Raw genomic sequence first — 23264 nt, 5'->3', positions numbered from 1 at the left:
GCGCCGTCCCACGCCGAGATCGACGGCTCCGTGCCAGCCGCGCATCCGGCGAAAGAGCAGGCCGGGTTTAGGTCCAACGTGAATGCAACGGGCTTTAACGGCGGCTGCCGGCTATTCGACCACCAGCTTGACCAGCATGCCCGGCTGAAGCTGGGCGTTGCTGTCGATACCGTTCAGCACCTGGAAGCGGGCGCGCTGCTCGGGTCCCTGCGGCATGCGGGCGGCAAGGCTGTCGATCGTGTCGCCCGGCTGAACCTGGACCACCTGCAGGCGCAGGGGCCGGTAGGACGAGGCTTCCGCCTCGCTCAGGCGCTCGAAGCTGTACGTGGTGCGACGCAGCTCTTCGTCGTTGGCGGCCAGCGTGCCGGCGCTGCCCAGGAAGACGAAGCGATACACATGGCTGCTGTCGGCGCGGATCGCGATCAGCCGGTAGTTCGCAACGCCCTGCTGGGTCTGGACCGCAGCCGCCGCGGTCGCCGCGTTCATGCCGTTGACGGTGATGTCCTGCAGGCCGGATAGCCGGGCATTCTGCGCCCAGCGCTGCAGGTACTGGGACATCGGCATGCCCGACGTCTCGCGTACCCCGTCGAAGACCATGGCCATCTCGTCGCCACGTCGGCCTTCGACCCGGTCGGAGGAATTGATCAGGGTGAAGCCCGGCGGGGCGACGAAGCGGAAGCGCAGGGTCGGATGGATGAAGGTCCGGTCGCGGATGAACCCTTCCTCCGGATCGTCGCCGTACAGCATCCCGTCGATCTGACGCAGATAGGGCTCGCGCTCCACCCGTCCCGGGGCCAGGGAGCCGGTCGCCTGCTGTGCCTCCCGGACCCGGTCAAGGGTGCGCGGGTGGGTGGCCAGCAGGTTGAAATCATTGGAACTGCTTTCCGCCCCCCTCAGCCGTGCCTGGAGGTCTGTCTGGGCGCCGAGACTGGCGAGGAACTGCGCCACGGCACTCGGCTCGTAACCGGCCGCCGTCATGTAGCGCAGGCCCAGGGAATCCGCTTCGAACTCGTTCTCCCGGCTGTAGCTCTTCAGATAAAGGCCGCCGCCGAGATTGGCGAGATCCGACAGGGCCCGCTGGCCGGTGACCGCGCCGAGCAGGCCGGCGCCCAGGCTGACCGCGACCGAACGGCTGTAGCGCTCGGCGCTGTGGCGGGCGGTGACGTGGCCGATCTCGTGGCCGAGAACGCCCGCCAGCTCCGCCTCGTTGTCGGCGAGGGCGAGCAGACCGCGGCTGACATAGACATAACCGCCGGGCAGCGCGAAGGCGTTGACCACGGGGCTGTCGAGGATGGTGAAGGTGAAGTTCAGGTCCGGCCGCTCGGAAACCGACGCCATCCGCGCGCCGATGCTGTTCACATAGGCGTTGAGCTGCGGGTCCTGATAGGCCCCGCCGAACTCCTCCAGGATCTGCGGGTGCTGTTCCGCGCCGATCCGCTTCTCGTCCTCCGGCGACATGAACGCCGTGAAACTCTGATCGCCCGTCGCCGGGTTGGTGGAACAGGCGCCGACCGAGACGGCGGCCAGGACGGCGAGAACGGGGAGCGTGCGTTTGAACAGCGAAGCCATCATGCGAGTGTACCCTACATCTGGTCGTGGCAACGATATGGCAGGCCGAAACCTTGCCCAAGATCCGCTTGCCGGCAATGCAATGGGCAACGATTCAATCCACGCGACGGTTCCAGCATCGATATAGGGAGTGGGCTCAGTCCTCCAGGACTTCAAGCTGCGCGGGGTGGGTGAGGTCGATCATCGGTCCGTTCGTCGGATAGACCCAGCCCCGCCCCCGCACCCGCCGGCCGGTCAGGTCCGGCAACTCGATACCGGCCTTCCGGAACGCCCGGCGCGCGTCGCTCTCGGCCCGAAAGGTGAAGTCGTTGCGCCAGTCCAAACCGAAGTTCAGGTAGGCGTTCCCGCGGACCAGGGCGGCGTCGACCACGCGGCCTTCGACGATCTGCCAACTATCCAGATCGCCCCAGGTCTCAGAGGGGTTGCGGATGCGGTAGAACCGGTCGGCCCAGATCCCGCGCCGGTTAGCCCGGGCGGTACGCTCCAGGTCGAGCATGCTTCGGGCGCCGGTCGCGGTGCGGGGCCATGTGTAGACGCGGGCGAGGCCGCGCTGCAGCAGATGCCCCTGCAGCCAGGTGCCGTCGTCGACCACCAGATGGGCCAACGCCCGCTGCCAGCGGTCGCGCCGGTCGTCGGCGTAATGGAGGGTGACCGTCCGGCCCAGGCAGGCGGCGCTGGTTTCGACCGTCGCCTCGACGGCGTGCGGCCAGGCCGGAGAACCGTCGCGCGTCGGGGCCGGACCCTGGACGCCCGCCAGACGCACCCGCAGACCGTCTTCAAGGTCGATCGTATCGGCGGACAGAACGGCGGCGACCCGGCCGGTCTCCCCCGGCGTCAGGCCGGCGGGAAGAGGGGGACCGGGTCTGGCCGGCTTGGCCCCCGACAGCAACACCGCCCCGCCCGCGACCAGGGCGGTGCGGAGCAGCGATCGTCGGGTCGGCCGGGTGGTCATCGGATCCCGCGTCAGGCCTTCAGGCTGCGGAGCATCCAGGCATGCTTGTCGTGGGTGGTCAGCCGCGCGGTCAGCATGTCGGCGGTCGCCGGATCACCGGCGTCCTCGGCCACGGAAATGCCGTCGCGCAGGGTGGCGCCCATGGTCTCGTGGCTGGCGGCGAGGTCGGAGACCATCGTCTTTGCATCGGCATTCTGCTTGGCGTCGGCGATCTTGGTCGCGTCCATGAAGACCTGGAAGCTGCCCGGCGCCGGCGCGCCCAGGGCGCGGATGCGCTCCGCCAACTCGTCCACGGCGCCGTGGGCGTCGTTGTACTGCTCCTCGAACAGGTTATGCAGCCCGTAGAAGGTCGGGCCCTCGACGTTCCAGTGATAGTTCTGCGTCTTCAGAGCCAGCGCGTAGGTGTCGGCCAGAGCCTGTTCCAGGGCGGCAATCACAGGTTTGCTATTCGCGGACATAAAAGGTCCCTCCTTTATCTCTCGTCGGGATGAAGCATGGCAGCCCGAATTCGGGCTTGGAGTTGATATGGGAGCTCAAGAACGATCCGCTAATCAATAAATCCCACCGGTGTGATAGGTTAAAGCTATGAGTACCAACGGTCTCAGTTTGCGCGAACTCGAGTATCTGGTGGCGGTGTCCGAGCACGGGCATTTCGGCCGGGCGGCGGAAGCCTGCCATGTCAGCCAGCCGTCGCTTTCGGCCGGTGTCCGCAAGGTCGAGGAACTCCTTGGTTTCCGGGTCTTCGAACGGACCAGCCGCACGGTCTTGCTCACCCGTCGCGGCGCCGTCGCGGTCGACCGCGCGCGGCAGGCGATCGTGGCCGCCGAGCATTTCCTGTCCACCGCGCCGGCCAGCGGCGATCCCCTGTCCGGACGGTTCGTGATCGGAGCGATTGCGACAATCGGTCCCTATCTCTTCCGTCACGTGCTCGGTCCGCTGCGCCGGGAGCATCCGGATCTCGATCTGATCATCGAGGAAGGACTGACCGGCCATCTCATCGACCGGCTGCGCGAGGGGGCCCTGGACGCGGTCATCCTCTCCCCGCCCGTAGCCGATGAGGGCCTGGTGATCGAGCCCTGCTACCGCGAGCGGTTTCACCTGGCCGAGGCGGCGGGCGCCCCCTTGCCCGCCGGTCCGGCGAACCTGGCCGCCCTGGACATGCAGGGCGCGGTTCTGCTGGAGGAGGGCCACTGCCTGCGGGATCAGACGCTGTCGATCTGCTCCGCCGCCGGCATCCGGCCGCGGCAGACGGCCATGAGCCTGGAGACTCTTAAGGCGATCGTCGCCGCCGGCACCGGCTTCAGCCTCATTCCGGAGACGGCGACGGACGACACGCTGGGCGGTCTCATCCGCTACCGGCCGTTCAGCGATCCCCGGATCGGCCGCACCGTGGCGCTGGCCTGGCGGCGCAGCCGGACGGAAGACGACGATGTCCGCAGCCTGCTGGCCCTGCTGCGCCGCGCGTCGCCGCCGGGCGCGATCCCGATCGAGGGCGCGCGCATCGAGGGTTTTGACAATGGCCGGGCGGAAGCGGATAACCGGGCAGTTCAGAAGGGAGGACGGCCGTGATCCGCGACGAACTGTTTCCGGAAATCGCTTCTCGGCGAAACGGCTTCCTCGAGGTCGGCGACGGCCACACGATCTACTGGGAGGAGAGCGGCGCCCGTGAGGGCATTCCCGTCGTCTTCCTGCATGGCGGGCCGGGATCCGGAACCTCGCCGACCCAGCGCCGGTTCTTCGATCCCCGGGCCTACCGCATCATCCTGTTCGACCAGCGCGGTGCCGGGCGCTCGACACCCCGCGCCGAGATCGAGGCCAACACGACGCCGCACCTGATCGCCGATATGGAGCGCCTGCGTCAGCATCTCGACATCGAGGCATGGCTGGTCTTCGGCGGGTCGTGGGGCTCCACCCTGGCGCTGGCCTATGGTCAGGCCCACCCGGATCGGTGCCTCGGGTTCGTGCTGCGCGGCGTCTTCCTCGGCCGGCGTAACGAGATCGACTGGTTCATGAACGGCATGCGCGGGTTCTTCCCCGAGGTCTGGCGGAGCTTCGCCGAGTTCATCCCCGCCGCCGAACGCGCCGACCTGCTGCGGGCCTATCACCTGCGGCTGACCGATCCCGATCCCAAGGAACACCTGCCGGCCGCCAGGCAGTGGGCGCGCTACGAGAAGGCCTGCTCCTCGCTGCTGCCCGAACCCGAGCAGATCTGGTCCGCGGAGGATCCGAACCACGCGCTGAATCTGGCGCGGATCGAGGCCCACTACTTCCTCAACGACATGTTCCTGCCGGAAGACGGTCTGCTGGCCGGCGTCGAGCGGATCCGTCATCTTCCCGCGACCATCGTCCAGGGACGCTACGATGTGATCTGTCCGCCGGAGAGCGCCCATGCGCTGGCCCGTGCGTGGGCGGGCGCGGAGCTGGTCTATGTGCCCGACGCGGGCCATGCGGCGATGGAGCCGGGAGTGCGCCGCGCCCTGGTCCGGGCGACCGAGCGGTTCAAGACGACCCTGCGCCAGCCGGTTCGCGTCGGCTGAGCGGAGTATCGCCGCTTGAAGCGGCAGACAGGCTCTCTATGATGCCGATATCCAATGAATTTTTCCGCCGCGCGCGGATTTTTCGCAGCCTGGGAGACGATCGTTGCGCCAGCCTCTCGCCACTGCCCTGATCCTCGCCGTCGCCCTGTGGCTCGGGGCCGTGGGCCAAGCCCGGGCGGAGGAGCCCGACTTCCTGACCGTCGGTGCCGGCTACTACGACCTGTTCGACGATCAGGCTGCCGCCGAGGCCCGCTTCGAATACCGGTTCTCCGAGAAGAACAAGCTGCTCTGGTTCACGCCCTTCGTCGGGCTGACCGCCACCTCCGACGCGGCGACCTACGGCTATGCCGGGATCGCGCTGGACGTGTTCTTCGGCAACCGGTGGGTGGCGACGCCGACCTTCGCTGCCGGGTTGTACGGCAATGGCGACGGCAAGGATCTGGGGCACGCGATCGAGTTCCGATCGGGCCTGGAGGTCGCCTACCGGTTCGACGACTACTCCCGTGTCGGCCTGTCCTTCACCCACATCTCCAATGCCGGCATCGGCGAGCGCAATCCGGGCGTGGAATCGCTGGTGCTGTTCTATTCGGTGCCGTTCGACGCCGTCTTCGGGGAGTAGGCTGCGCCAGGCCGCATGCCGGATCCCATCCCCTTTCGACCGCGGCCCCAGGTCCCGCCCGAGCCAAAGCCCTCGCTGCCGGTCGTGACCGTTCTGCTGTGTCTGGGACTGTCGGTCGTCTATCTGTGGCAGACCGGCCTGGACGTCTATGGCGACCTGGTCCTGATCAGCGGCTACGCGCTGACGCCCGCGGATCTGTTCGGCCTGCGCCTGCGCCCGCCGGAGATCGAGGGCGTGCCGCCAATCGCAACGCTCGTGACCGCCCAGTTTCTGCATGGCGGGTGGTTACACCTGCTGGGCAATGTCGTCGCCATCCTGCTCGCGGGCATTCTGGTGGAGCGCCGCGCCGGGGGACTGCGGACCCTGGCGGTCTTCCTGCTGTCCGGGGTCGCCGGCCTGGCGGTGGAGGCGGCCGCCGCGCCGGGGTCGACCGCGCCGATCCTGGGGGCCAGCGCCGGGGCGGCCGGGCTGATGGGCGGCGTGCTTCGACTGGATCCACGCGGCCGGATCCATATTCCCTGGCCGGGCGGCGGGCGCCCCCGCCTGCGGGCGGTGCCGGCGCTGCCGGTGATCGGTGTCTGGCTGATCGCCCAGGTCGCCGGGCTGGCCTTCGCGGCGGGCGAGCCGGTCGCCTTCCTGGCCCATGGCACAGGCTTCGTGGTCGGGGCGCTGCTGGCCGGCGGCCGGCCGGCGGCTACATGATGGTGGAGGGCGCGGAGTGTTCCAGCTTGAGCAGCTTGTCCAGGCCGGGCGCCAGGTCCGACTGAACGAACTCGGCCCGCTTGTGCGGGCTGCCGGTATGGTGCGGGAACTTGGTCTCCCAGGCGTCCAGCTTGACCGTCAGGCCGCAGAGCACGCCGCCGATCGTCTCGTGGTGGCTGATGATCAGGGCGTGCAGCTTCTGGAAGCTCTCCATGGAGATATTGTCCCAGAAGCTCTGTGAGTTGCGGTCGAAGGACTCGAACCGGCCGGTCACCGAGCCCAGCAACTCGTTGAGACCGCCACGCACGGCCTCGCATCTTTCCATCAGCTGATGGTTCTCCCGCAGCATGGTGCCGCGCATCTCGTCCATCCAGTCGGTGAGCTGGTCGAATTTCGGGACGATCTCGTCCAGGCAGCGCCGGAAATAGGAAAGCGACAGATAGATGTCGCCGTATTTCTCCAGGAAGTCAGGGATGTCGGCGACCGTGATGTTCATCATCGCGGCGATCTTCTGCATGTTCTTCAGCGCGACCTTGCGGTCGACATTGGTGAACATCTCGATGATCTGGCCGGAATTGCTGACATTGTCAGTGTTGGCGCCGAAGACGTTGACCACCAACGGGCGGGTGAACGACTTCATGTAGTCGGTGAGGCGTGCCTCCATCGTCGGCGACAGGGTCAGATCGGTGGTGTGCCGGACGTCGATCTTCAGATCGCGCAGGGAGTTGCGGAGCGAGAAGACGTCGAAACTGTTCAGTTCGGCCAACTCATAGAGCACCGCCATGTCGGCCTTGAGGTCTTCCTCGTCGGCGCCGATGAAGTCCGGCAGGGCCTTGATCTGGATGAGACCGGCCCCAGTGCTGTGGTCGTGGAACAGCTCGAGTTCGGAATTCAGCTGCGCCGATTTGATCAGCCGGGCACGCGCCAAGCCTGGCAGGCGCAGGGGCACGATGCGCAGCGGCATGATGTGCAGGGAGTCCCGGTCGAGATCTGAGAGGTCGTCTAGAATGTCTTTGCCCTAGGGTTCCGCTTCGGCGGGACAAACCATGATGCGCTACCTGCGATTGCTCAAGGTGAAAACGTACTCCGGTTTACCCAAGAGAAGCCGAATTCCGTTTTGCCCTGCGATTTCGCGGTCAATCCACGTGTAGGGGCAGCATATGCGCCGCGCGGCCTTCCCCTTGCGTGTTCGTGCCGGCGGTGTATGTCACTCCCTCGGCCTCGGCGGCGCGGGCGGGACATGGCGGCAGGATGGGGTCGCGGGACAGGGCCGCAGGATACGGCGGATTTCAGGCCCGCCCTTGCTCTCGGGCCGCCATTGGCCAAATATATTAGTATGGAAATCAACCTCTTCAGAATCGGGCAGGACTATGAAAATCGTTGAGCCCAAATTTCCGATCGGCGCCGTGGTCAAGCACCGGCATTTCGATTTTCGCGGCGTCGTGTTCGATATCGACCCGGAGTTTTCGAATACCGAGGAATGGTACAACTCCATCCCGGAGGACCGCCGGCCGAAGCGCGATCAGCCATTTTATCATCTGTTCGCGGAGAATCCGCAGAGCTACTACATCGCCTATGTCTCCGAGCAGAATCTTATCGACGACGCGTCCAACGGGCCGGTCGATCATCCGCAGATCGGCGAGATGTTCAGCACCAGTGGCGACGGGCGCTACGTGATGCGCCAGATCAACGCCTGAGGCGCCCGGAGGCTTGCGACCCGGCCCGTATGACGGCGTTAGGACAATCCATAGATCGGTGCGCCCGCGACCGGCAGGTCGGCCGCGAGGATAGATCCGCTCTCGCTTTCGGTGATGAACAACGTCCGCCGGTCCGGTCCGCCGAACGCGATATTCGTCGTGCCGAGACCGAGCGGGGAGCGGATGCGGTGCAGCGGCTCGCCAAGCGGCGAGAAATGCCAGACCGAGCCGAGGCCGAAATGGGCGACGACCAGGCCGCCGGTCTCGTCTATCGCCAGCCCGTCGGGACCGTGGCCACCGGACAGCTGGATGAACTGTCCGACCTTGGAGACGTGGCCGTCCGGCATGAACGGCAGCCGCCAGATCGCGTTGGCCCGGGTCATCGCCACGTAAAGCCAGTTCTCCTGCGGGGTCAGAACCAGGCCGTTCGGCGAGGGGGCATTGTCCAACAGTTTGTCGAGCCGGCCGCCGGCGGTGAGCCGGAACACCCGGCCGCGAGGATCGTGCAGGCCGGTCTGTCCCTGATCGGTAAAGTAGAGGTCGCCATTGGCGGCGAAGTGCAGATCGTTGACGCCGATCAGCCCTTCGGAATAGCGGTCCCCGACAACGGTCTCGATCACGCCGGTCGTCGGGTCGAGTGCCAGGACGCCCTTGCGGTAGTCGGCGATGAAGGCGCGGCCGTCGGCGTGGAACTTCAGCCCGTTCGGCCAACCGTCATATTCGGTCACCACATCCCAGTCCTTACCGTCGGCGGAGAGCCTCAGGATGCGTCCGTTGGGGATGTCAACCAGCCACAGGTTGCCGTCGCGGTCGAAGCTCGGCCCCTCCAGGAAGCACTCGGTGGCCATGCCCGGGCGGTTGCCCTTGGCCCAGCTGGAGCCGGTGTCCTTGCGAAGGCGGTCGGGGAAGCGGGCGAAGAGGCGGGCGTCGATATCGACGGGTGGGGCGAACAAGCTCATGGCCGGCAGGCTAGTTCAGAATGTACCGACCGGGAAAGCCGTGATCGCGAGGTCGGCAGCAGCGATGAGCGGTCGAGTCAAAAAAAGAATGCCGGCGAGTGGCATTTCGGGCCCGCCCGGCCGGTCGGATCCGCATGACCCCGTTCGTCAGATTATCCGCCGCCGGCTTCGCCGCGACCGCCATCACCTATGGCCCGGCCCGAATGGGTTTCGGGCTGTTTCTGCCGCAGTTGAAGTCGGCGTTTGCAATCTCCACCCATGTTGCTGGCGTGGTCTCCAGCCTGGGTTTTCTCGGCTTCTTCGCGGGTCTGCTGGCCTCGCAGGTCATGACCAATCGGATCGGACCTCGGCTGCCGGTCGCAGCAGGACTGGCTGCGGCGACTGCCGGTATCGCGGTGGCAGCGGCCGCGCCGAACTGGCAGACCTTGTGCGTTGGGGTGGTGCTGGCGATGTCGAGCGCCGGGTTTTCCTGGACGCCCTTCAACAACGCGGTTCACCGGTCGGTCGAGGACGGTTGGCGGCCGGGAGCGCTTTCCTCTGTGAGCAGCGGCACCGGCTTCGGAATTGCCGTTGCGGGGATTGCGGCGCTTGTCATGAGCATGAGCGGTCTGTCTTGGCGCCAATGCTGGGTGGCGTTCGCCCTCGGCAGCGTGCTTGCCCTGCTTCTCAATTGGCGGTCCCTGCGGGATGTCGCCGGAACGCCGGGCCCGGACCCCGTGCAGCGATGGAGCGTGCTGCTACAGCCCTCGGCCGCGCCGATCTTTGCCCTCGCCCTCTGCTATGGCATCACCTCGGCGATCTACATCTCGTTCGCAGCCGATGGCGTCGCCCAGGCGGGCGGATTGCCGGATCTGCAGGCGGGCGCGTCCGGCGGGCTTATTTTCCTGTGTTACGGACTGTTCGGCCTCAGCGGCCTGTACTCCGGTCGGTTGAAGGCCGCGATCGGTCTGCCTTGGCTGCTACGGCTCCTCATGCTGGCGTCCGCCCTGTCTTTCGGTCTCCTCGCCCTGGTGCCGACGGTCTGGCCGGGTGTCGTGCTTTCGGCCGGTCTGCAGGGCGTCAACGTGATGATGATGAGTGCCGTCCTGGCGTTCTGGTCGGACCGACTGTTTCCCACCCTCCCGTCGCAGAGTTTCACCGCGGTCCTGCTGGCTGTCGCCGCGGGCTGCGTCCTGGGCCCGGTTGCGGCCGGATTTGTCTCCAGTACGGTCGGCATGACGCCGATGTTCCTCGGTACCGCCGGCCTTGCCACGGCCGCAGCGGCGGCCGTGCGCACACGCTTCATCAGCGAACAGCCTGCGGCTGGTGACGGAATCACGGGGTGATCCCGTCGCCGGGCGGTATGTTCGAGCTTCTTGCTTTGGAGATAAACTCACCGACCATATTGAAGCATGACGCGGTTCAATATGGTCGGATCTGGCTCTAAGTCTTCAGATTCTGGGGGATGACCGGCTTATCGTCTTTCTTGCCATCGGGATCGAAGGACTTGGCGCGGTCCTTGACCTTGGGCGCGGTGTCCAGCGGCTTGGCCTTGGTCGGACCCTTCGCCTTGACGCCGCCGCTGAAGGTGGCGACCTCCAGCATGCGGTCGCACTGCTTCTTGAAGTCCGGCGGCGCCTTGTACTTGACGGCGCCGGCGAGGTACTCCCGCGCCTTCTTGATCATCTCGGTGCGCTTCTCGATATCGTCGGACATGCCGGCATCGATCGCGCCCTTGCAGGCGAGGGCGGTGGCTTTCATGTAGGCGTGGAGCAGGAACGCATCCACCGCGTTTCGGCGGTCCTTCGAATAGGGAGCCGGCAGCTTCGGGTTCTTCAGCGATTCAACAAGCCGCTTGGCCGCGGCTTCGCTGCGGTCCGTATTGCCGGCTTCGGCGTGATGACGAAGGTGTTCGAAACCGGAATCGATCGAGACCATCGTGGCCTCGATTTTCTTGCGTTCCGCCTCTTCCTTGTCGGCGTCGCCGTCCTTTTTACCCATGCCGAACACGGCCAGGTTTCCTCCTCATCGTTCCGTCCGGTTCAGTCGCCGGATTCGGAACCCGCAGTGACAACACTGCATCTGTAAACTGGAGGGTAACCGTTAATATTCCGTTAGCGTTAAGAAAAATACGTATGTAACCGATCGGTCAGTTCAATAAAATTGGCGGCGATCTTTATCGGTTTCCAAACAATTTTACTAAAGAAAAAGGGGAAGGCGTCACACCTTCCCCTTCGTGTTCTTGGTGAGGCCGGAAAACTCCGGTCCCAGCCTCAGCTGCAGCCGCTGGTGCCGCCGCAGGTGTCGCACTTCAGGCAGGTGCCGTTGCGCACCAGGGTGAAGTTGCCGCACTCGCCGCAGCTTTCGCCCTCGTAGCCCTTGATCCGGGCCTCGCGGATCGCCGACAGCTTGGCGTCGACGGCACTCTTGACCGCACCGCCGACGGCGGTCGACCGGGTGGTCGTCCGTTCGGCCACGGCCACGCCGCCGCCCGACAGAGGCGCCGACGCGACCGTCTGGGTGGCTGTCGTCTGCGCCACGGGCGCCTGGGTCGCGGGCGCCTGGGCGGTCGGAGCCGGCGCGGCGGCATCGGTGCCCGTCGCCCGCAGCTCGTTCAGCCCGCCGGTGATGACCTCCAGATTGGCCCGCACGTCGGTCCGTGCGAAGCCGCGGCTGGCGAAACCGGTGACCTTCTGCAGGATCGCGCTGGCCTTGGCGGCGTCGTACTCCTCGCCCTGGCCGTCGCCCACCGTATCCGGGGTCAGGTCCTCCTGCTCCACATGGGCCAGGTCGTGGCGGTCGAGATAGGAGATCGCCAGTTCGCGGAACATGTAGTCGAGAATGGACGTCGCCATCTTGATGGCGTCGTTGCCCTGGACCAGACCCTGCGGCTCGAAGCGGGTGAAGGTGAAGGCGTCGACATACTCCTCGAGCGGCACGCCGTACTGCAGGCCGATGGACACCGCGATGGCGAAGTTGTTCATCAGCGAGCGGAAGGCGGCGCCCTCCTTGTGCATGTCGATGAAGATCTCGCCGAGCTTGCCGTCCTCGTACTCGCCGGTGCGCAGGTAGACCTTGTGGCCGCCGACGACCGCCTTCTGGGTGTAACCCTTGCGGCGCTGGGGCAGGCGCTCGCGCTCGGCCCGCTTCTCGACGATCTTCTCGACCACCTTCTCGACGATGCGCTCGGCGACCACCTCGACCTTCTGCGCGGTCGGCTGGGCGGCGAACTCCTCGGCCTCGTCCTCATCCTCGAAGTCGAACACCGAGGCGGAAAGCGGCTGGCTGAGCTTGGAGCCGTCGCGGTACAGGGCGTTGGCCTTCAGACCGAGGCGCCAGGACAGCATGTAGGCGTCCTTGCAGTCCTCCACCGACGCGCCGTTCGGCATGTTGATGGTCTTGGAGATCGCCCCCGAGATGAACGGCTGGGCGGCCGCCATCATGCGGATGTGGCTCTCCGCCGACAGGTAGCGCTTGCCGATGCGGCCGCACGGGTTGGCGCAGTCGAACACCGGCAGGTGCTCGTCCTTCAGGTGCGGCGCGCCTTCCAACGTCATCGCTCCGCAGACATAGGTGTTGGCGGCCTCGATCTCCGACCGCGCGAAACCCAGCTCGGCCAGCATGTCGAAGGAGATGTCGTTGAGCTGCGCGTCGGTGAAACCGAGCACGTCCTTGCAGAAGGCCTCGCCCAGCGTCCATTTGTTGAAGGCGAACTTGATGTCGAAGGCCGACACCACCGCCTGCTCCAGCGCGCCGATCTGCTCGGCGCCGAAGCCCTTCTCGGTCAGGGCGGCGTGGCCCAGGGCCGGCGCGCCCTTCAGGGTGCCGTGGCCGACCGCGTAGCGCACGATGTCCTCGATCTGGCCGTCGCCATAGCCCAGCGTCCGCAGGGCGTCCGGCACGACGCGGTTGATGATCTTGAAGTAGCCGCCCCCGGCCAGCTTCTTGAACTTCACGATCGCGAAGTCGGGCTCGATGCCGGTGGTGTCGCAGTCCATGACCAGCCCGATCGTGCCGGTCGGCGCGATCACGGTGGACTGGGCGTTGCGGAAGCCGTTCTTCTCGCCGAGTGCCAGGGCGTCGGTCCAGGCGGCCTGGGCCGCGGTGACCAGATCGGCCTGCGGGCAGTTGGCGACGTCGAGCGGCACCGGCGCGATGGACAGCTCCTCGTAGCCGGCGGACTCGCCATGGGCCGCGCGGCGATGGTTGCGGATCACCCGCAGCATGTTGTCGGCGTTGGCCGTGTATTCCGGGAAGGCGCCGAGCTCGCCGGCCATCTCCGCGGAGGTGGCGTAGGCCACGCCGGTCATCAGCGCGGTGATCGCCCCGCACAGGGCGCGGCCGGTGTCGCTGTCATACGGCAGGCCCATGCCCATCAGCAGACCGCCGATATTGGCGTAGCCGAGGCCGAGGGTGCGGTAGTCGTAGGAGAGCTGAGCGATCTCCTTCGACGGGAACTGCGCCATCAGCACGGAGATTTCCAGGGTGACGGTCCACAGCCGCGAGGCGTGGCTGAAGTCGGCGACGTTGAACGTGCCGTCGGCGTTCTGGAACTGCATCAGGTTCATCGACGCCAGATTACAGGCGGTGTCGTCGAGGAACATGTACTCCGAGCACGGGTTGGACGCGTTGATGCGGCCGCCGGCCGGGCAGGTGTGCCAGTCGTTGATGGTGGTGTCGTACTGCAGGCCCGGATCCGCACTCTGCCACGCGGCTTCGGCGATCTTCTCCCACAGGTCCTTGGCGCGCAGGGTGGCGCTGATCTTGCCGTCGGTGCGGCGGATCAGGTTCCAGTCGTCGTCGGCCTCAACGGCGCGCAGGAAGTCGTCGCTGACGCGGACCGAGTTGTTGGAGTTCTGGCCGGAGACGGTGAGGTAGGCCTCGCTGTCCCAGTCGGTGTCGTAGGTGCGGAAATCGATCTCGGTGAAGCCCTGGCGCGCGAACTGGATGACGCGCTGCACATAGCTCAGCGGGATCATCGCGTTCTTGGCGGCCTTGATCGCGGCCTTCAGCTCGGGATTGGCGGTCGGCTCGAACGCGTCGTCGCCCAGGGTCTCGCGGGCATCGACGCAGGCGGCCATGATGCCCTTCATGGTGCGGGCGGCCAGTTTGGAGCCGGCGACCAATGCCGCGACCTTCTGCTCCTCGATCGCCTTCCACTCGATGTACTGGACGATATCCGGATGGTCGATGTCGACGGTGACCATCTTGGCGGCCCGGCGGGTGGTGCCGCCCGACTTGATGGCGCCGGCGGCCCGGTCGCCGATCTTCAGGAAGCTCATCAGGCCCGAAGACTTGCCGCCGCCGGCCAGCGGCTCGCTCTCGCCGCGCAGGCGGGAGAAGTTGGAGCCGGTGCCGGAGCCGTACTTGAACAGCCGCGCCTCGCGGACCCACAGGTCCATGATGCCGCCGTCGTTCACCAGGTCGTCCTGGACGCCCTGGATGAAGCAGGCATGGGGCTGCGGGTGCTCGTAGGCGGACTTCGAGCGGGTCAGCTTGCCGGTCTTGAAGTCGACATAGTGATGGCCCTGGGCCGGGCCGTCGATGCCGTAGGCCCAGTGCAGGCCGGTGTTGAACCACTGCGGCGAGTTCGGCGCGGCCATCTGGCGGGCCAGCATCGCGCACATCTCGTCGTAATAGGCGCGGGCGTCCTCTTCGGTGTCGAAGTAGCCGCCCTTCCAGCCCCAGTAGGTCCAGGTGCCGGCGAGACGGTTGAACACCTGCTTGGCGCTGTTCTCGCCGGTGGTGCGCTCTTCGGCCGGCAGGGCGGCGAGCTTCTCCTCGTCCGGCGTCTCGCGCCACAGCCAGGCCGGCACGTCCTTTTCCTTCACCTTCTTGCGCACGGCCGGGATGCCGGCCTTGCGAAAATACTTCTGGGCCAGAATGTCGCTGGCGACCTGGGACCAGTCGCTCGGCACTTCCATGTCGTCGCGGCGGAACACCACGGAGCCGTCCGGGTTCCGGATTTCGCTGGTCGTCATCCGGAAATCGATGCCGTCGAAGGCGTCTTTGCCCGCCGTCGTGAAGCGCCGTTCGATCCTCATGCCTTAGCTCCTGCCTTGGGTGTTGTCCTGCCGGATTGTCTCGCCGGGCCCCATATACGCATCAGAGCGTCCCCCGCCCGTGCCGACCCATATCTTGTGTGCCGACGACGCAAAAACTACTCGATCTAGTAGTGGATCGGCAACGAGAAATTTCACAGTTTGATGAGTTAGTTTGGTGTGTTGCTGCAGCGCAACAAGTATCGGCGAAGTCAGAATACTTCGCCCGAAAGTCCAGGTAAGACTTTCGCCGCAATCGATTTGCGATTTCTATAAGAGACGACGTCCGTGCCGAATTCGCCTCCGGTCGGCAGGAAGGTCCAAGTCTCCGTCAGCAGACCCCCGCGCCACGAGAAAGCATGCGGGAGGGGGCGCTCAGGTGCAATAGATTTTGTGTGAAACATTATTGCAAAATCTAGATGTGGTGGGCGGTGCCAAGTTATCCACAGTTCCGCCGGAGCCGCGGAATCCCTGGCTTCCCGACCCGCTGCGGCGGCCGTTAGGATGCCCGGACCAGTCACCTGCCCGTAACAATATGTCGGAGGAAACCATGGCGATCCTGCGCCGTGCGCTGAGCTACACCCCCCTGGATGCCGCGACCCTGGAGCGCTGGCGCGCCGTGCCGCCGGCGGTCGCCGGCGACAGCATGAACCGCGACCGCTGCATGGACGCCACGGTGTCGCCGATCGCCGAGGGCTACACCATGGTGGGACATGCCCGCACGATCTCGGTGATGGCGGGCGATAACGGCGCGGTGCACGCCGCCCTGCCGCTGATCCAGCCGGGCGAGATCCTGGTGGTGACCGCGGGCGGCGCCGGCGAGGTCGCCATCATCGGCGAGATCATCGCCGAATGCGCCAAGGCGCAGGGCTGCGCCGGGATCGTGCTCGACGGGGCGGTGCGCGATGTCGCCAGCCTGCGCAAGCTCGGCATCCCGGTCTACGCGGCCGGCGCCACCCCGCGCGGCCCGCACAAGGGGTTCGGCGGCGAGATCGACACGCCGATCGCCTGCGGCGGCGTGGTGGTGGCGCCGGGCGACCTTGTGCTGGGCGACGATGACGGCATCTGCGTGGTGCCGCGGGCGCTGTGCGACGAGGTCCTGGCGAAGGGCGAGGCCCATGTGGCCAAGGAAGCCGACATGATCGCCAAGGTGCGTTCCGGCATCACGACGGCCGAGATCATCGGTGTGGCCGTGCCTGAGCCGACCGCCGCGGCGGGGTGAGGGACGTCTGGATCGCTGGGTCCCGGCCCGCTCCCGGATCAGGTCCCGTAGCGGTCGGGACGACGACTATTTTTTATATTCTCCCCGTCAGCCCGGGCGGCCCCGGACCTGATCCGGGGACGGCCCGGGACCCGGCCGCTCGCCGTCAACCCATCGGCCGGCGGATACGCTCCACCTGCATGAGCAGGATGCCTGCCAGTACGACGAGCGCGCCGAGCATCTGCCACGGTCCCAGGAACTGGCCGAGCAGCAGGGCGGCGGTCACCACGCTGACCACCGGCTCCATATTGCCGACCACCGCGACCCGCACCGAGCCGAGTAGCGCGATCGCCCCGTAGAGCGACGACAGCCCGACCACGTAGCACAGCACGTTGACCATGAACCCGAGCCAGGCAAGCTGACCGGTCGGCAGCTTCACCCCCTCAACCGCCGTGGTGGCGGCGAAGATCACCAGACAACCGGTGGTCACGATCGCGGTGATGTGCAGGGGGCGCAGGCTGCCCGACAGCTGGCGGGTCAGCAGGAAGCTGATCGCCACGCAGGTCCCCGCACCGAAGGCCATGCCCACGCCCAGCGGGTCGGCATCCTTCAGGTCGGCGCCGAGCAGCAGCGCCAGCCCGGCGAAACCCAGCACCAGGGCCACCATCCGCAGCGGCGTCATCCGCTCGTGCCCGGCCAGATGCGACAGCGGCCCGACCATCAGCGGGAAGACGAAGAAGGTAAGGCTCGCCAGCGGCACCGGGATCAGACTGACGCTGGTCATGTAGCCGAACGAGGCGAGGGCGGTGGTGGCGATCAGCGCCGCCAGCAGCCCCCAGATCCGGCGCGGCACAGGCCGGGCAATGCCCCCGACCCTGACGATCACCCACAGCACTCCGACCGCCAGGACGAAGCGGCCGAGTTGCAGCGTGACCGGCCCGGCTCCGCCGTCGAACGCGAGCTTGCCGAAGCTCGGCGCGATGCCGAAGAACACCGCCACAAGGGCGATGAGGAGATAACCGGTGGCAAGGGACTCGCCTGAAGAGGCTGGAGCGTTCGTCATGTCCGGCTGATACGCCCGGGCGAGGCGGGGCGCAACTGCGCAGGCGGCCGATAGCGCGATCCGGGGACGCCGGTTGTTCGGTCCGAAGCCCCCCTTCGCCGGTGCGTGCACCGGTCCGCTCGGCGGCCCGCGCTCCCGACTGGACGATCGGGGTCTCCGATGACATAGTCGCCCGCGATTCAGCAGTCTCTTCGGGGTCGGAGAATGGACGTCGGAACGAAACTCTTTACCTGGATGAACGGCAAGCTCGTGGGCGAGGACGCCTACGGGAACAAGTACTACGTCCACCGTCGCGGCGTCCTGCGGGACGGCCACGAGATGCGGTGGTGCATGTACAAGGGCCTTGCCGAAGCCTCCAAGGTTCCGCCGGAATGGCACCACTGGCTGCACCACGGCACCGATATGGTGCCGGACGGCACCGAGCTGCGCCAGTTCGCCTGGCAGAAGGAACACCAGCCCAATCTGACCGGCACGCCCTACGCCTACCGCCCGCCGGGCCATGTTCTGGAAGGCGGCAAGCGCGACAAGGCGACGGGTGACTATGAGCCCTGGACACCGGCGTGATCCGGAAGGACGGGGGTTACCGTGACTAGAGGCGTAATCGAGACGTTGATGGGGGCGCTTGTCCTGGCCGTGGCCGGACTGTTCCTGTTCTACGCGTATGCGTCGTCGGAATTCAGCACCGGCGGCGGCTACGAGGTGACCGCCCGCTTCACCACGGTGGGCAGCCTGAAGCCGGGCAGCGACGTGCGCATGTCCGGCATCAAGGTCGGCACCGTGTCGAAGCAGGTGCTGGATCCGCAGACCTACCTCGCCGAGGTCACGCTGAGCATCGACGAGTCGATCCAACTGCCGATCGATTCCAGCGCGGCGGTTTCGAGCGAGGGGCTGCTGGGCGGCAATTTCGTGGATCTCGTGCCGGGGGCCGATGAGAAGATGCTGGCGCCGGGCGAGCGGATCGAGCTCACCCAGGACGCGGTGGACTTCATCCAGATGCTGAGCCGGTTCATGTTCCAGGCTGGCAGTTCTGGTTCCGGGTCGGGGTCCGGATCCGGGTCCTCGGCACCGATGGGGGCTGCTCCCGGGACTAATTGACCCGGTTTCGCCGTCTATCGGACATAATCCCCTGACATCCTGGGATTCGATGAAATCTGCGATGGCCTCGGATATGGACCGGTCGACCTTGTTGAACTGTTTGGCGCGCGTCTGCGCGGGGTGTGGCCTTCTGGTCCTGGCCTCGACCGCCTTCGCCCAGACCGCTCTGGCCCAGAGCGCGGCGGCGGAGGACTGGCGCCAGCATGAGATCGCGGTGCTGCAGGGGCTCGACAAGGTGACGGCGCGGATCTCACGCTTCGAGGTCCCGGTCGGCCAGACCGTCCGTTTCGGCACCTTCAATATCCGCGTCGAGACCTGCCAGGACCTGCCGCCGACCCTGCCGCCGGAAAGTGCCGCCTTCGTTCATGTGGAGGATCAGCCGCCGGACGAGCCGCCGCGCGAACTGTTCAGCGGCTGGATGTTCGCCTCGAGCCCCGGCCTGAACGCGGTCGAGCACCCAGTCTACGACGTCTGGGTCGCGTCCTGCAAAAGCGCTTCCACCGAAGGCCAGTCGTCCGCCGCCGGATCGAACTGAACCGGGGCGGCGATCGCCGTGGCGAGCTGCTGACGATACGCGTCGCGCGGGATCTCCATCGCCCCGAAGCGGGTGAGGTGATCGGTGATGAACTGGGTGTCGAGCAGGGTGAAGCCGCAAGCCTTCAGCTTCGCCACCAGGTGGACCAGCGCCACCTTCGAGGCATCGGTGGCCCGGCTGAACATGCTCTCGCCGAAGAACGCGCCGCCCAGCCGAACCCCGTAGAGACCGCCGACCAGCTTGCCGTCCTTCCAGGCTTCCACCGAATGGGCATGGCCGCGGGCGTAGAGCGCGAGGTACAGCCGCCGGATCTCCGGATTGATCCAGGTGTCGGGCCGCCGTCGGGTCGCTTCGGCGCAGCCGTCGATCGTTGCTTCGAAATCCCGGTCCCACACCACCTCGAACCGGCGCCGGCGGACCGTCTTGCGCAGGCTGCGGGAGATGTGGAAGCCGTCTAGCGGCAGGATCCCGCGGTTGTCGGGATCGACGAAGAACAGGCGCGGATCGTTGCGCCCTTCGGCCATGGGGAACACGCCGACGGCGTAGGCCTGTAGCAGCAGTTCCGGTTGCAGCTCGGACATCCGATCCATCCGATCGCCTGACACCCTGGAATCCTAACACTCCCGGGGACGACGGCAACGGGCTCCTCTCAGGATTTCAGATAATCGGATTCCAGCCAGCGGATATGGTAGTCGCCGCTGCGGAACACCGGCGCGCGCATCAGTTCCGCGTGCAGCGGAATCGTGGTGGGGATGCCGCCGATCACGTATTCGCCCAGCGCCCGCTCGGTCCGCATCAGGCATTCCTCGCGGTTGCGGCCATGGACGATGAGCTTGGCCACCAGGCTGTCGTAGTGCGGCGGCACGCTGTAGCCGGCATACAGCGCGCTGTCCACGCGCACGCCGAGGCCGCCGGGCTGGTGATAGTCGTCGATCCGGCCCGGCCGCGGCTGGAACGTGCGCGGGTCCTCTGCGGTGATGCGGCATTCGATGGCATGGCCGGTGAAGGTCACGTCCTTCTGCTCCATGCCCAGGGGGCGGCCGGCAGCGATCTCGATCTGCATGCGCACCAGATCGACCCCGGTGATCGCTTCGGTGATCGGGTGCTCGACCTGCAGGCGGGTGTTCATCTCGATGAAGAAGAACTCGCCGTTCTCGTAAAGGAATTCCAGGGTGCCGAGGCTGCGGTATCCCATCTTCTGGATCGCCTCGACGGCGCGCTTGCCGATCGCCTCGCGCTCGGCCTGGGTGAGCGCCGGGGACGGGGCCTCCTCGATCACCTTCTGGTGGCGGCGCTGGATCGAACAGTCGCGTTCGCCCAGATGGATGACGTTGCCGTGGCTGTCGGCGGCGATCTGGATCTCGATATGCCGCGGACGGCCGAGATAGCGCTCCATGTAGACCGAGTCGTTGCCGAAGGCGGCGGCGCTCTCCCGGCGGGCCATTGTGTAGGCCTCGTCCAGGTTCTCGGGGCCCTCGGCCACCTTCATGCCGCGACCGCCACCGCCGGCGGCGGCCTTGATCAGCACCGGATAGCCGATGTGCGCGGCCTCGGCCCGCGCGGCCTCCAGACCCTCCACCGGGCCTTCGGAGCCGGGCACGCAGGGGATGCCGAGCTCGATCATCGTCCGCTTGGCGGTGATCTTGTCGCCCATCGACTGGATATGGCTGGGCGACGGACCGATGAAGGTGATGCCGTGGGCCTCGACGATCTCCGCGAAGGCGGCGTTCTCCGACAGGAAGCCGACGCCCGGGTGAATCGCGTCCGCATGGGTGACGGCGGCGGCCGACAGGATCGCCGGGATGTTGAGATAGCTGTCGCGGGCCGGCGGCGGGCCGATGCACACGCTCTCGTCGGCGAGCCGGACATGCATCGCGTCGGCATCCGCGGTGGAGTGGACGGCCACCGTCTTGATGCCCATCTCGCGGCAGGCACGGTGAATGCGGAGCGCCACGTCCCCGCGATTGGCGATCAGGACCTTATTGAACACGCTGGACCTCTCTTCGCGCCGGTCGGCGGATTATTCGAGGACCAGCAGGGGCTGGCCAAATTCCACCGGCTGCCCGTTCTCGACATGGACGGACTTGATCTTGCCGTCGCGCGGGGCGGGGATCGGGTTCATGGTCTTCATCGCCTCGACGATCATGATCGTCTGGCCCTTGCGCACGCTCGATCCGACCGGCGCGAAGGCGGCGGCACCGGGCTCCGGCGCGATGTAGGCCGTGCCGACCATGGGCGAGGGCACGACTTCCCCATCCTCTGCCGGCGCGGCCGTCGGGGCTGCGGGCGCCGCGGCTACGGGCGCTGCCGTCGGCATCGGCGCGGCATAGGTGGCGTTGACCGTCGGTTTGGCGATGCGGATCCGCAGATCGCCCGTGGCGTATTCGATCTCGCCCAGCCCGGTTTCTTCCAACAGGCCCGCCAGTTTGCGGACCAGCGCTTCGTCCAGATCCTTGCTCACGGCAATTTCTTCCTTATTCGTCGGCCCCGACCAGGCCCGCCATGGCTTCCAGCGCCAGGACATAGCCCCGGGCGCCGAAGCCGGCGATGATCCCGTCCACCACACCCGAGAGATAGGAATGGTGGCGGAACTCCTCGCGCCGGTAGGTGTTCGACAGGTGAAGCTCGATCGCCGGCAGTTCCGCGACCGAAAGCGCGTCACGGATGGCGACCGAGGTGTGGGTATAGGCGCCGGCGTTCAGGATGATGCCGTCGTGACTGTCGCGGGCCTGCTGGATGATCGTCACCAGCTCGCCTTCGAAGTTCGATTGCCGGAAATCGACGCCGAGGCCGAGGGCCTCGCCGCGCTCCTGGCACATCGCCTCGATATCGGTCAGCGTGTCGCTGCCGTAGATCGTCGGCTCGCGGACGCCAAGCATGTTCAGGTTCGGTCCGTTCAGGACCAGGATGTCGGGCCGTTCAGCCACTGAAAACGCCTCTCGTTTACTTGGGCGGGGTTATACCATGGCGCAATGCGTGCGCAACGGTGGCGCCGCTCCCAAGGGGGAAACCCCCGGCAATCTCCGGCAGAACCACTGGCAGGCCTCATGACCCGCGTGACTCTCGATACCGTTCGAGCCCTCGACTCCGACGATCCCCTGGCCGGATTCCGCGAGCGATTCGTCCTTCCCGACGGGGTGATCTACCTCGACGGCAACTCGCTCGGCGCCCTGCCCAAGGCGGTGCCGGAGCGGGTGTCGGCCATGCTGCACGAGGAATGGGGGCGGCATCTGATCGGCGGCTGGCTGAAGGACGGCTGGATGGAGAAGCCGCTGGTCCTGGGCGACCGGCTGGCCCGACTCGTGGGCGCGGCGGCAGGTGAGGTGGCGGTGGTCGACACCACCTCGATCAACGTCTTCAAGCTGCTCTCGGCGGCGCTCGCCATGCGGCCGGAGCGCACCGTGATCCTGTCCAATGCGGAGAACTTCCCGACCGACCTCTACATGGCCCAGGGACTGATCCGGCAGTTGGGCGCCGGTCACGAACTGCGTCTGGTGCCGGAAACCGAGATCGAGGATGCCATCGACGACACCGTCGCCGTGGTCATGCTGACGGAGACCAACTTCAAGACCGGCGCGGTGTTCGACATGGGCGCGGTGACCCGCGCGGCCCATGCCGCCGGGGCTCTGACCCTGTGGGATCTCGCCCATTCGGCCGGCGCGTTCCCGGTCGATCTGAACGGGACGGCGGCGGATTTCGCGGTTGGCTGCTCCTACAAGTACCTGAATGCCGGGCCGGGCGGTCCCGCCTGGATGTTCGTAGCCAGGCGCCACCAGGAGGCCGCGCACCAGCCGCTGACCGGCTGGCTCGGCCATGACCGGCCCTTCGACTTCGATCTGGAGTACCGCCCGGCCGACGGCATCCGCCGCCATGTCTGCTCCTCGCCGGGCGTCCTCGGCCTGGTCGCCTTCGAGGCGGCTTTGGACGTGATGCTGGAGGCCGACATGACGGCGATCCGCGAGAAGTCGGTGGCGCTCGGCGATCTGTTCATCCGGCTGGTGGAGCAGGAATGCGGCGATGCCGGCTTCCGGTTGATCTCGCCGCGCGCGGCCGGGCTCACGCCGCCCTGGGGCCGCGGCAGCCAGGTCTCCTTCGCCCACCCGGACGGCTACGGAATCGTGCAGGCGCTGATCGCCCGCGGCGTGGTCGGCGATTTCCGTGACCCCGACGTGATGCGCTTCGGTTTCGCCCCGCTGTATCAGCGCTACGAGGATGTCTGGCACGCGGTCGCCCATTTGCGGGCGGTGCTGGACGGCGGCGAGCACCTGGCCGAGGTCTATCGCGAGCGCGCCTCGGTCACCTGAGCACCCGGCCG

The 23264-nt window shown here is 66.7% G+C and carries 23 protein-coding genes; 11 read left to right on the top strand and 12 right to left on the bottom strand.

Annotated features, from left to right (window positions below):
- Window positions 1–111: 111 nt before the first annotated feature.
- The 3 genes from G578_RS0116025 to G578_RS0116015 all read right to left on the bottom strand — a co-directional run bounded on the left by G578_RS0116025 (window position 112) and on the right by G578_RS0116015 (window position 2979).
- The gene (locus tag G578_RS0116025; protein ID WP_051244918.1) at window positions 112–1572 is read right to left on the bottom strand and encodes a M48 family metalloprotease; all 1461 of its coding nucleotides are present in this window, start codon (window positions 1570–1572) and stop codon (window positions 112–114) included.
- Window positions 1573–1705: 133 nt separating this feature from the next.
- Window positions 1706–2521, bottom strand: coding sequence for a thermonuclease family protein (locus G578_RS26660; RefSeq protein WP_051244917.1), 816 nt, complete (start codon window positions 2519–2521; stop codon window positions 1706–1708).
- 11 nt (window positions 2522–2532) lie between these two features.
- A complete protein-coding gene (locus G578_RS0116015; RefSeq protein WP_028795104.1) occupies window positions 2533–2979 on the bottom strand; it encodes a Dps family protein in 447 nt (148 codons plus the stop codon).
- A 127-nt stretch (window positions 2980–3106) separates the two neighbouring features.
- On the opposite strand from G578_RS0116015, the gene G578_RS26655 reads away from it, so the two are divergent.
- The 4 genes from G578_RS26655 to G578_RS0115995 all read left to right on the top strand — a co-directional run bounded on the left by G578_RS26655 (window position 3107) and on the right by G578_RS0115995 (window position 6379).
- The gene (locus G578_RS26655) at window positions 3107–4090 is read left to right on the top strand and encodes a LysR substrate-binding domain-containing protein (protein ID WP_084618957.1); all 984 of its coding nucleotides are present in this window, start codon (window positions 3107–3109) and stop codon (window positions 4088–4090) included.
- Window positions 4087–5058 (top strand): prolyl aminopeptidase, encoded by a 972-nt coding sequence (pip, locus tag G578_RS0116005; protein ID WP_028795103.1) that lies wholly within the window; start codon window positions 4087–4089, stop codon window positions 5056–5058. The genes G578_RS26655 and pip overlap by 4 nt, the downstream gene beginning before the upstream one ends.
- A 103-nt stretch (window positions 5059–5161) precedes the next feature.
- Window positions 5162–5677: an acyloxyacyl hydrolase gene (locus tag G578_RS0116000; protein ID WP_028795102.1), complete on the top strand. Its 516-nt coding sequence runs from the start codon at window positions 5162–5164 to the stop codon at window positions 5675–5677.
- Window positions 5678–5761: 84 nt separating this feature from the next.
- Window positions 5762–6379 carry a rhomboid family intramembrane serine protease gene (locus G578_RS0115995; protein WP_169400867.1) on the top strand — a complete coding sequence of 206 codons (618 nt, stop codon included), beginning with the start codon at window positions 5762–5764 and terminating at the stop codon, window positions 6377–6379.
- On the opposite strand, the gene G578_RS0115990 is transcribed toward G578_RS0115995, so the two are convergent.
- The gene (locus G578_RS0115990; RefSeq protein WP_051244916.1) at window positions 6372–7343 is read right to left on the bottom strand and encodes a hypothetical protein; all 972 of its coding nucleotides are present in this window, start codon (window positions 7341–7343) and stop codon (window positions 6372–6374) included. The two genes, G578_RS0115995 and G578_RS0115990, sit on opposite strands and share 8 nt — an antisense overlap.
- Before the next feature lie 196 nt (window positions 7344–7539).
- On the opposite strand from G578_RS0115990, the gene hspQ reads away from it, so the two are divergent.
- Window positions 7540–8076, top strand: coding sequence for a heat shock protein HspQ (hspQ, locus tag G578_RS30315; protein WP_281169180.1), 537 nt, complete (start codon window positions 7540–7542; stop codon window positions 8074–8076).
- A gap of 38 nt (window positions 8077–8114) precedes the next feature.
- On the opposite strand, the gene G578_RS0115980 is transcribed toward hspQ, so the two are convergent.
- On the bottom strand, window positions 8115–9035 hold the full coding sequence (locus G578_RS0115980; RefSeq protein ID WP_028795098.1) for an SMP-30/gluconolactonase/LRE family protein: 921 nt from the start codon (window positions 9033–9035) through the stop codon (window positions 8115–8117).
- A 134-nt stretch (window positions 9036–9169) separates the two neighbouring features.
- Between G578_RS0115980 and G578_RS0115975 the strand changes: the two genes are divergently transcribed.
- Window positions 9170–10360, top strand: coding sequence for an MFS transporter (locus G578_RS0115975; RefSeq protein ID WP_028795097.1), 1191 nt, complete (start codon window positions 9170–9172; stop codon window positions 10358–10360).
- A 97-nt stretch (window positions 10361–10457) separates the two neighbouring features.
- On the opposite strand, the gene G578_RS0115970 is transcribed toward G578_RS0115975, so the two are convergent.
- A complete protein-coding gene (locus tag G578_RS0115970) occupies window positions 10458–11015 on the bottom strand; it encodes a hypothetical protein (protein ID WP_139189435.1) in 558 nt (185 codons plus the stop codon).
- A 272-nt stretch (window positions 11016–11287) separates the two neighbouring features.
- Window positions 11288–15058: a vitamin B12-dependent ribonucleotide reductase gene (locus G578_RS0115965; protein ID WP_028795095.1), complete on the bottom strand. Its 3771-nt coding sequence runs from the start codon at window positions 15056–15058 to the stop codon at window positions 11288–11290.
- Window positions 15059–15605: 547 nt separating this feature from the next.
- Between G578_RS0115965 and G578_RS0115960 the strand changes: the two genes are divergently transcribed.
- A complete protein-coding gene (locus G578_RS0115960; protein ID WP_028795094.1) occupies window positions 15606–16277 on the top strand; it encodes an RraA family protein in 672 nt (223 codons plus the stop codon).
- Between the two features lie 145 nt (window positions 16278–16422).
- On the opposite strand, the gene G578_RS0115955 is transcribed toward G578_RS0115960, so the two are convergent.
- Entirely contained in the window at window positions 16423–17319 is an 897-nt protein-coding gene (locus G578_RS0115955) for a DMT family transporter (RefSeq protein WP_084618955.1), read from the bottom strand.
- Window positions 17320–17523: 204 nt separating this feature from the next.
- Here G578_RS0115955 and G578_RS0115950 point away from each other — a divergent pair, with 204 nt between their 5' ends.
- The 3 genes from G578_RS0115950 (at window position 17524) to G578_RS0115940 (ending at window position 18949) form a co-directional block, all read left to right on the top strand.
- A complete protein-coding gene (locus tag G578_RS0115950; protein WP_028795092.1) occupies window positions 17524–17883 on the top strand; it encodes an NADH:ubiquinone oxidoreductase subunit NDUFA12 in 360 nt (119 codons plus the stop codon).
- 21 nt (window positions 17884–17904) lie between these two features.
- On the top strand, window positions 17905–18414 hold the full coding sequence (gene mlaD / locus G578_RS0115945; RefSeq protein ID WP_028795091.1) for an outer membrane lipid asymmetry maintenance protein MlaD: 510 nt from the start codon (window positions 17905–17907) through the stop codon (window positions 18412–18414).
- 61 nt (window positions 18415–18475) lie between these two features.
- A complete protein-coding gene (locus G578_RS0115940; RefSeq protein WP_245565634.1) occupies window positions 18476–18949 on the top strand; it encodes a DUF2155 domain-containing protein in 474 nt (157 codons plus the stop codon).
- Here G578_RS0115940 and aat read toward each other — a convergent pair.
- From aat to aroQ, 4 genes are all read right to left on the bottom strand, one after another.
- Entirely contained in the window at window positions 18877–19530 is a 654-nt protein-coding gene (gene aat / locus G578_RS0115935; protein ID WP_093154209.1) for a leucyl/phenylalanyl-tRNA--protein transferase, read from the bottom strand. The two genes, G578_RS0115940 and aat, sit on opposite strands and share 73 nt — an antisense overlap.
- Before the next feature lie 68 nt (window positions 19531–19598).
- A complete protein-coding gene (accC, locus tag G578_RS0115930) occupies window positions 19599–20939 on the bottom strand; it encodes an acetyl-CoA carboxylase biotin carboxylase subunit (RefSeq protein WP_028795088.1) in 1341 nt (446 codons plus the stop codon).
- A gap of 30 nt (window positions 20940–20969) precedes the next feature.
- Window positions 20970–21410, bottom strand: coding sequence for an acetyl-CoA carboxylase biotin carboxyl carrier protein (accB, locus tag G578_RS0115925; RefSeq protein ID WP_028795087.1), 441 nt, complete (start codon window positions 21408–21410; stop codon window positions 20970–20972).
- 13 nt (window positions 21411–21423) lie between these two features.
- A complete protein-coding gene (aroQ, locus tag G578_RS0115920; RefSeq protein ID WP_028795086.1) occupies window positions 21424–21876 on the bottom strand; it encodes a type II 3-dehydroquinate dehydratase in 453 nt (150 codons plus the stop codon).
- 120 nt (window positions 21877–21996) lie between these two features.
- On the opposite strand from aroQ, the gene kynU reads away from it, so the two are divergent.
- Entirely contained in the window at window positions 21997–23253 is a 1257-nt protein-coding gene (kynU, locus tag G578_RS0115915; RefSeq protein WP_038015131.1) for a kynureninase, read from the top strand.
- Window positions 23254–23264 lie beyond the last annotated feature (11 nt).

The organism is Thalassobaculum salexigens DSM 19539, assembly GCF_000423805.1.
Taxonomy (GTDB): Bacteria; Pseudomonadota; Alphaproteobacteria; order Thalassobaculales; family Thalassobaculaceae; genus Thalassobaculum; species Thalassobaculum litoreum.
The sequence above is the reverse complement of the archived record's forward strand: the minus strand, read 5'-3'. Positions and strand labels throughout refer to the sequence as shown.

Excerpts from the sequence above, each read along its gene's own strand:
- G578_RS0116025 (WP_051244918.1), bottom strand. The coding sequence starts at position 1,572 with ATGATGGCTTCGCTGTTCAAACGCACGCTCCCCGTTCTCGCCGTCCTG.
- G578_RS26660 (WP_051244917.1), bottom strand. The coding sequence starts at position 2,521 with ATGACCACCCGGCCGACCCGACGATCGCTGCTCCGCACCGCCCTGGTC.
- G578_RS0116015 (WP_028795104.1), bottom strand. The coding sequence starts at position 2,979 with ATGTCCGCGAATAGCAAACCTGTGATTGCCGCCCTGGAACAGGCTCTG.
- G578_RS26655 (WP_084618957.1), top strand. The coding sequence starts at position 3,107 with ATGAGTACCAACGGTCTCAGTTTGCGCGAACTCGAGTATCTGGTGGCG.
- G578_RS0115990 (WP_051244916.1), bottom strand. The coding sequence starts at position 7,343 with ATGCCGCTGCGCATCGTGCCCCTGCGCCTGCCAGGCTTGGCGCGTGCC.
- hspQ (WP_281169180.1), top strand. The coding sequence starts at position 7,540 with ATGCGCCGCGCGGCCTTCCCCTTGCGTGTTCGTGCCGGCGGTGTATGT.
- G578_RS0115980 (WP_028795098.1), bottom strand. The coding sequence starts at position 9,035 with ATGAGCTTGTTCGCCCCACCCGTCGATATCGACGCCCGCCTCTTCGCC.
- G578_RS0115975 (WP_028795097.1), top strand. The coding sequence starts at position 9,170 with ATGACCCCGTTCGTCAGATTATCCGCCGCCGGCTTCGCCGCGACCGCC.
- G578_RS0115970 (WP_139189435.1), bottom strand. The coding sequence starts at position 11,015 with ATGGGTAAAAAGGACGGCGACGCCGACAAGGAAGAGGCGGAACGCAAG.
- G578_RS0115965 (WP_028795095.1), bottom strand. The coding sequence starts at position 15,058 with ATGAGGATCGAACGGCGCTTCACGACGGCGGGCAAAGACGCCTTCGAC.
- G578_RS0115960 (WP_028795094.1), top strand. The coding sequence starts at position 15,606 with ATGGCGATCCTGCGCCGTGCGCTGAGCTACACCCCCCTGGATGCCGCG.
- G578_RS0115955 (WP_084618955.1), bottom strand. The coding sequence starts at position 17,319 with ATGACGAACGCTCCAGCCTCTTCAGGCGAGTCCCTTGCCACCGGTTAT.
- G578_RS0115950 (WP_028795092.1), top strand. The coding sequence starts at position 17,524 with ATGGACGTCGGAACGAAACTCTTTACCTGGATGAACGGCAAGCTCGTG.
- G578_RS0115940 (WP_245565634.1), top strand. The coding sequence starts at position 18,476 with ATGGCCTCGGATATGGACCGGTCGACCTTGTTGAACTGTTTGGCGCGC.
- aat (WP_093154209.1), bottom strand. The coding sequence starts at position 19,530 with ATGTCCGAGCTGCAACCGGAACTGCTGCTACAGGCCTACGCCGTCGGC.
- kynU (WP_038015131.1), top strand. The coding sequence starts at position 21,997 with ATGACCCGCGTGACTCTCGATACCGTTCGAGCCCTCGACTCCGACGAT.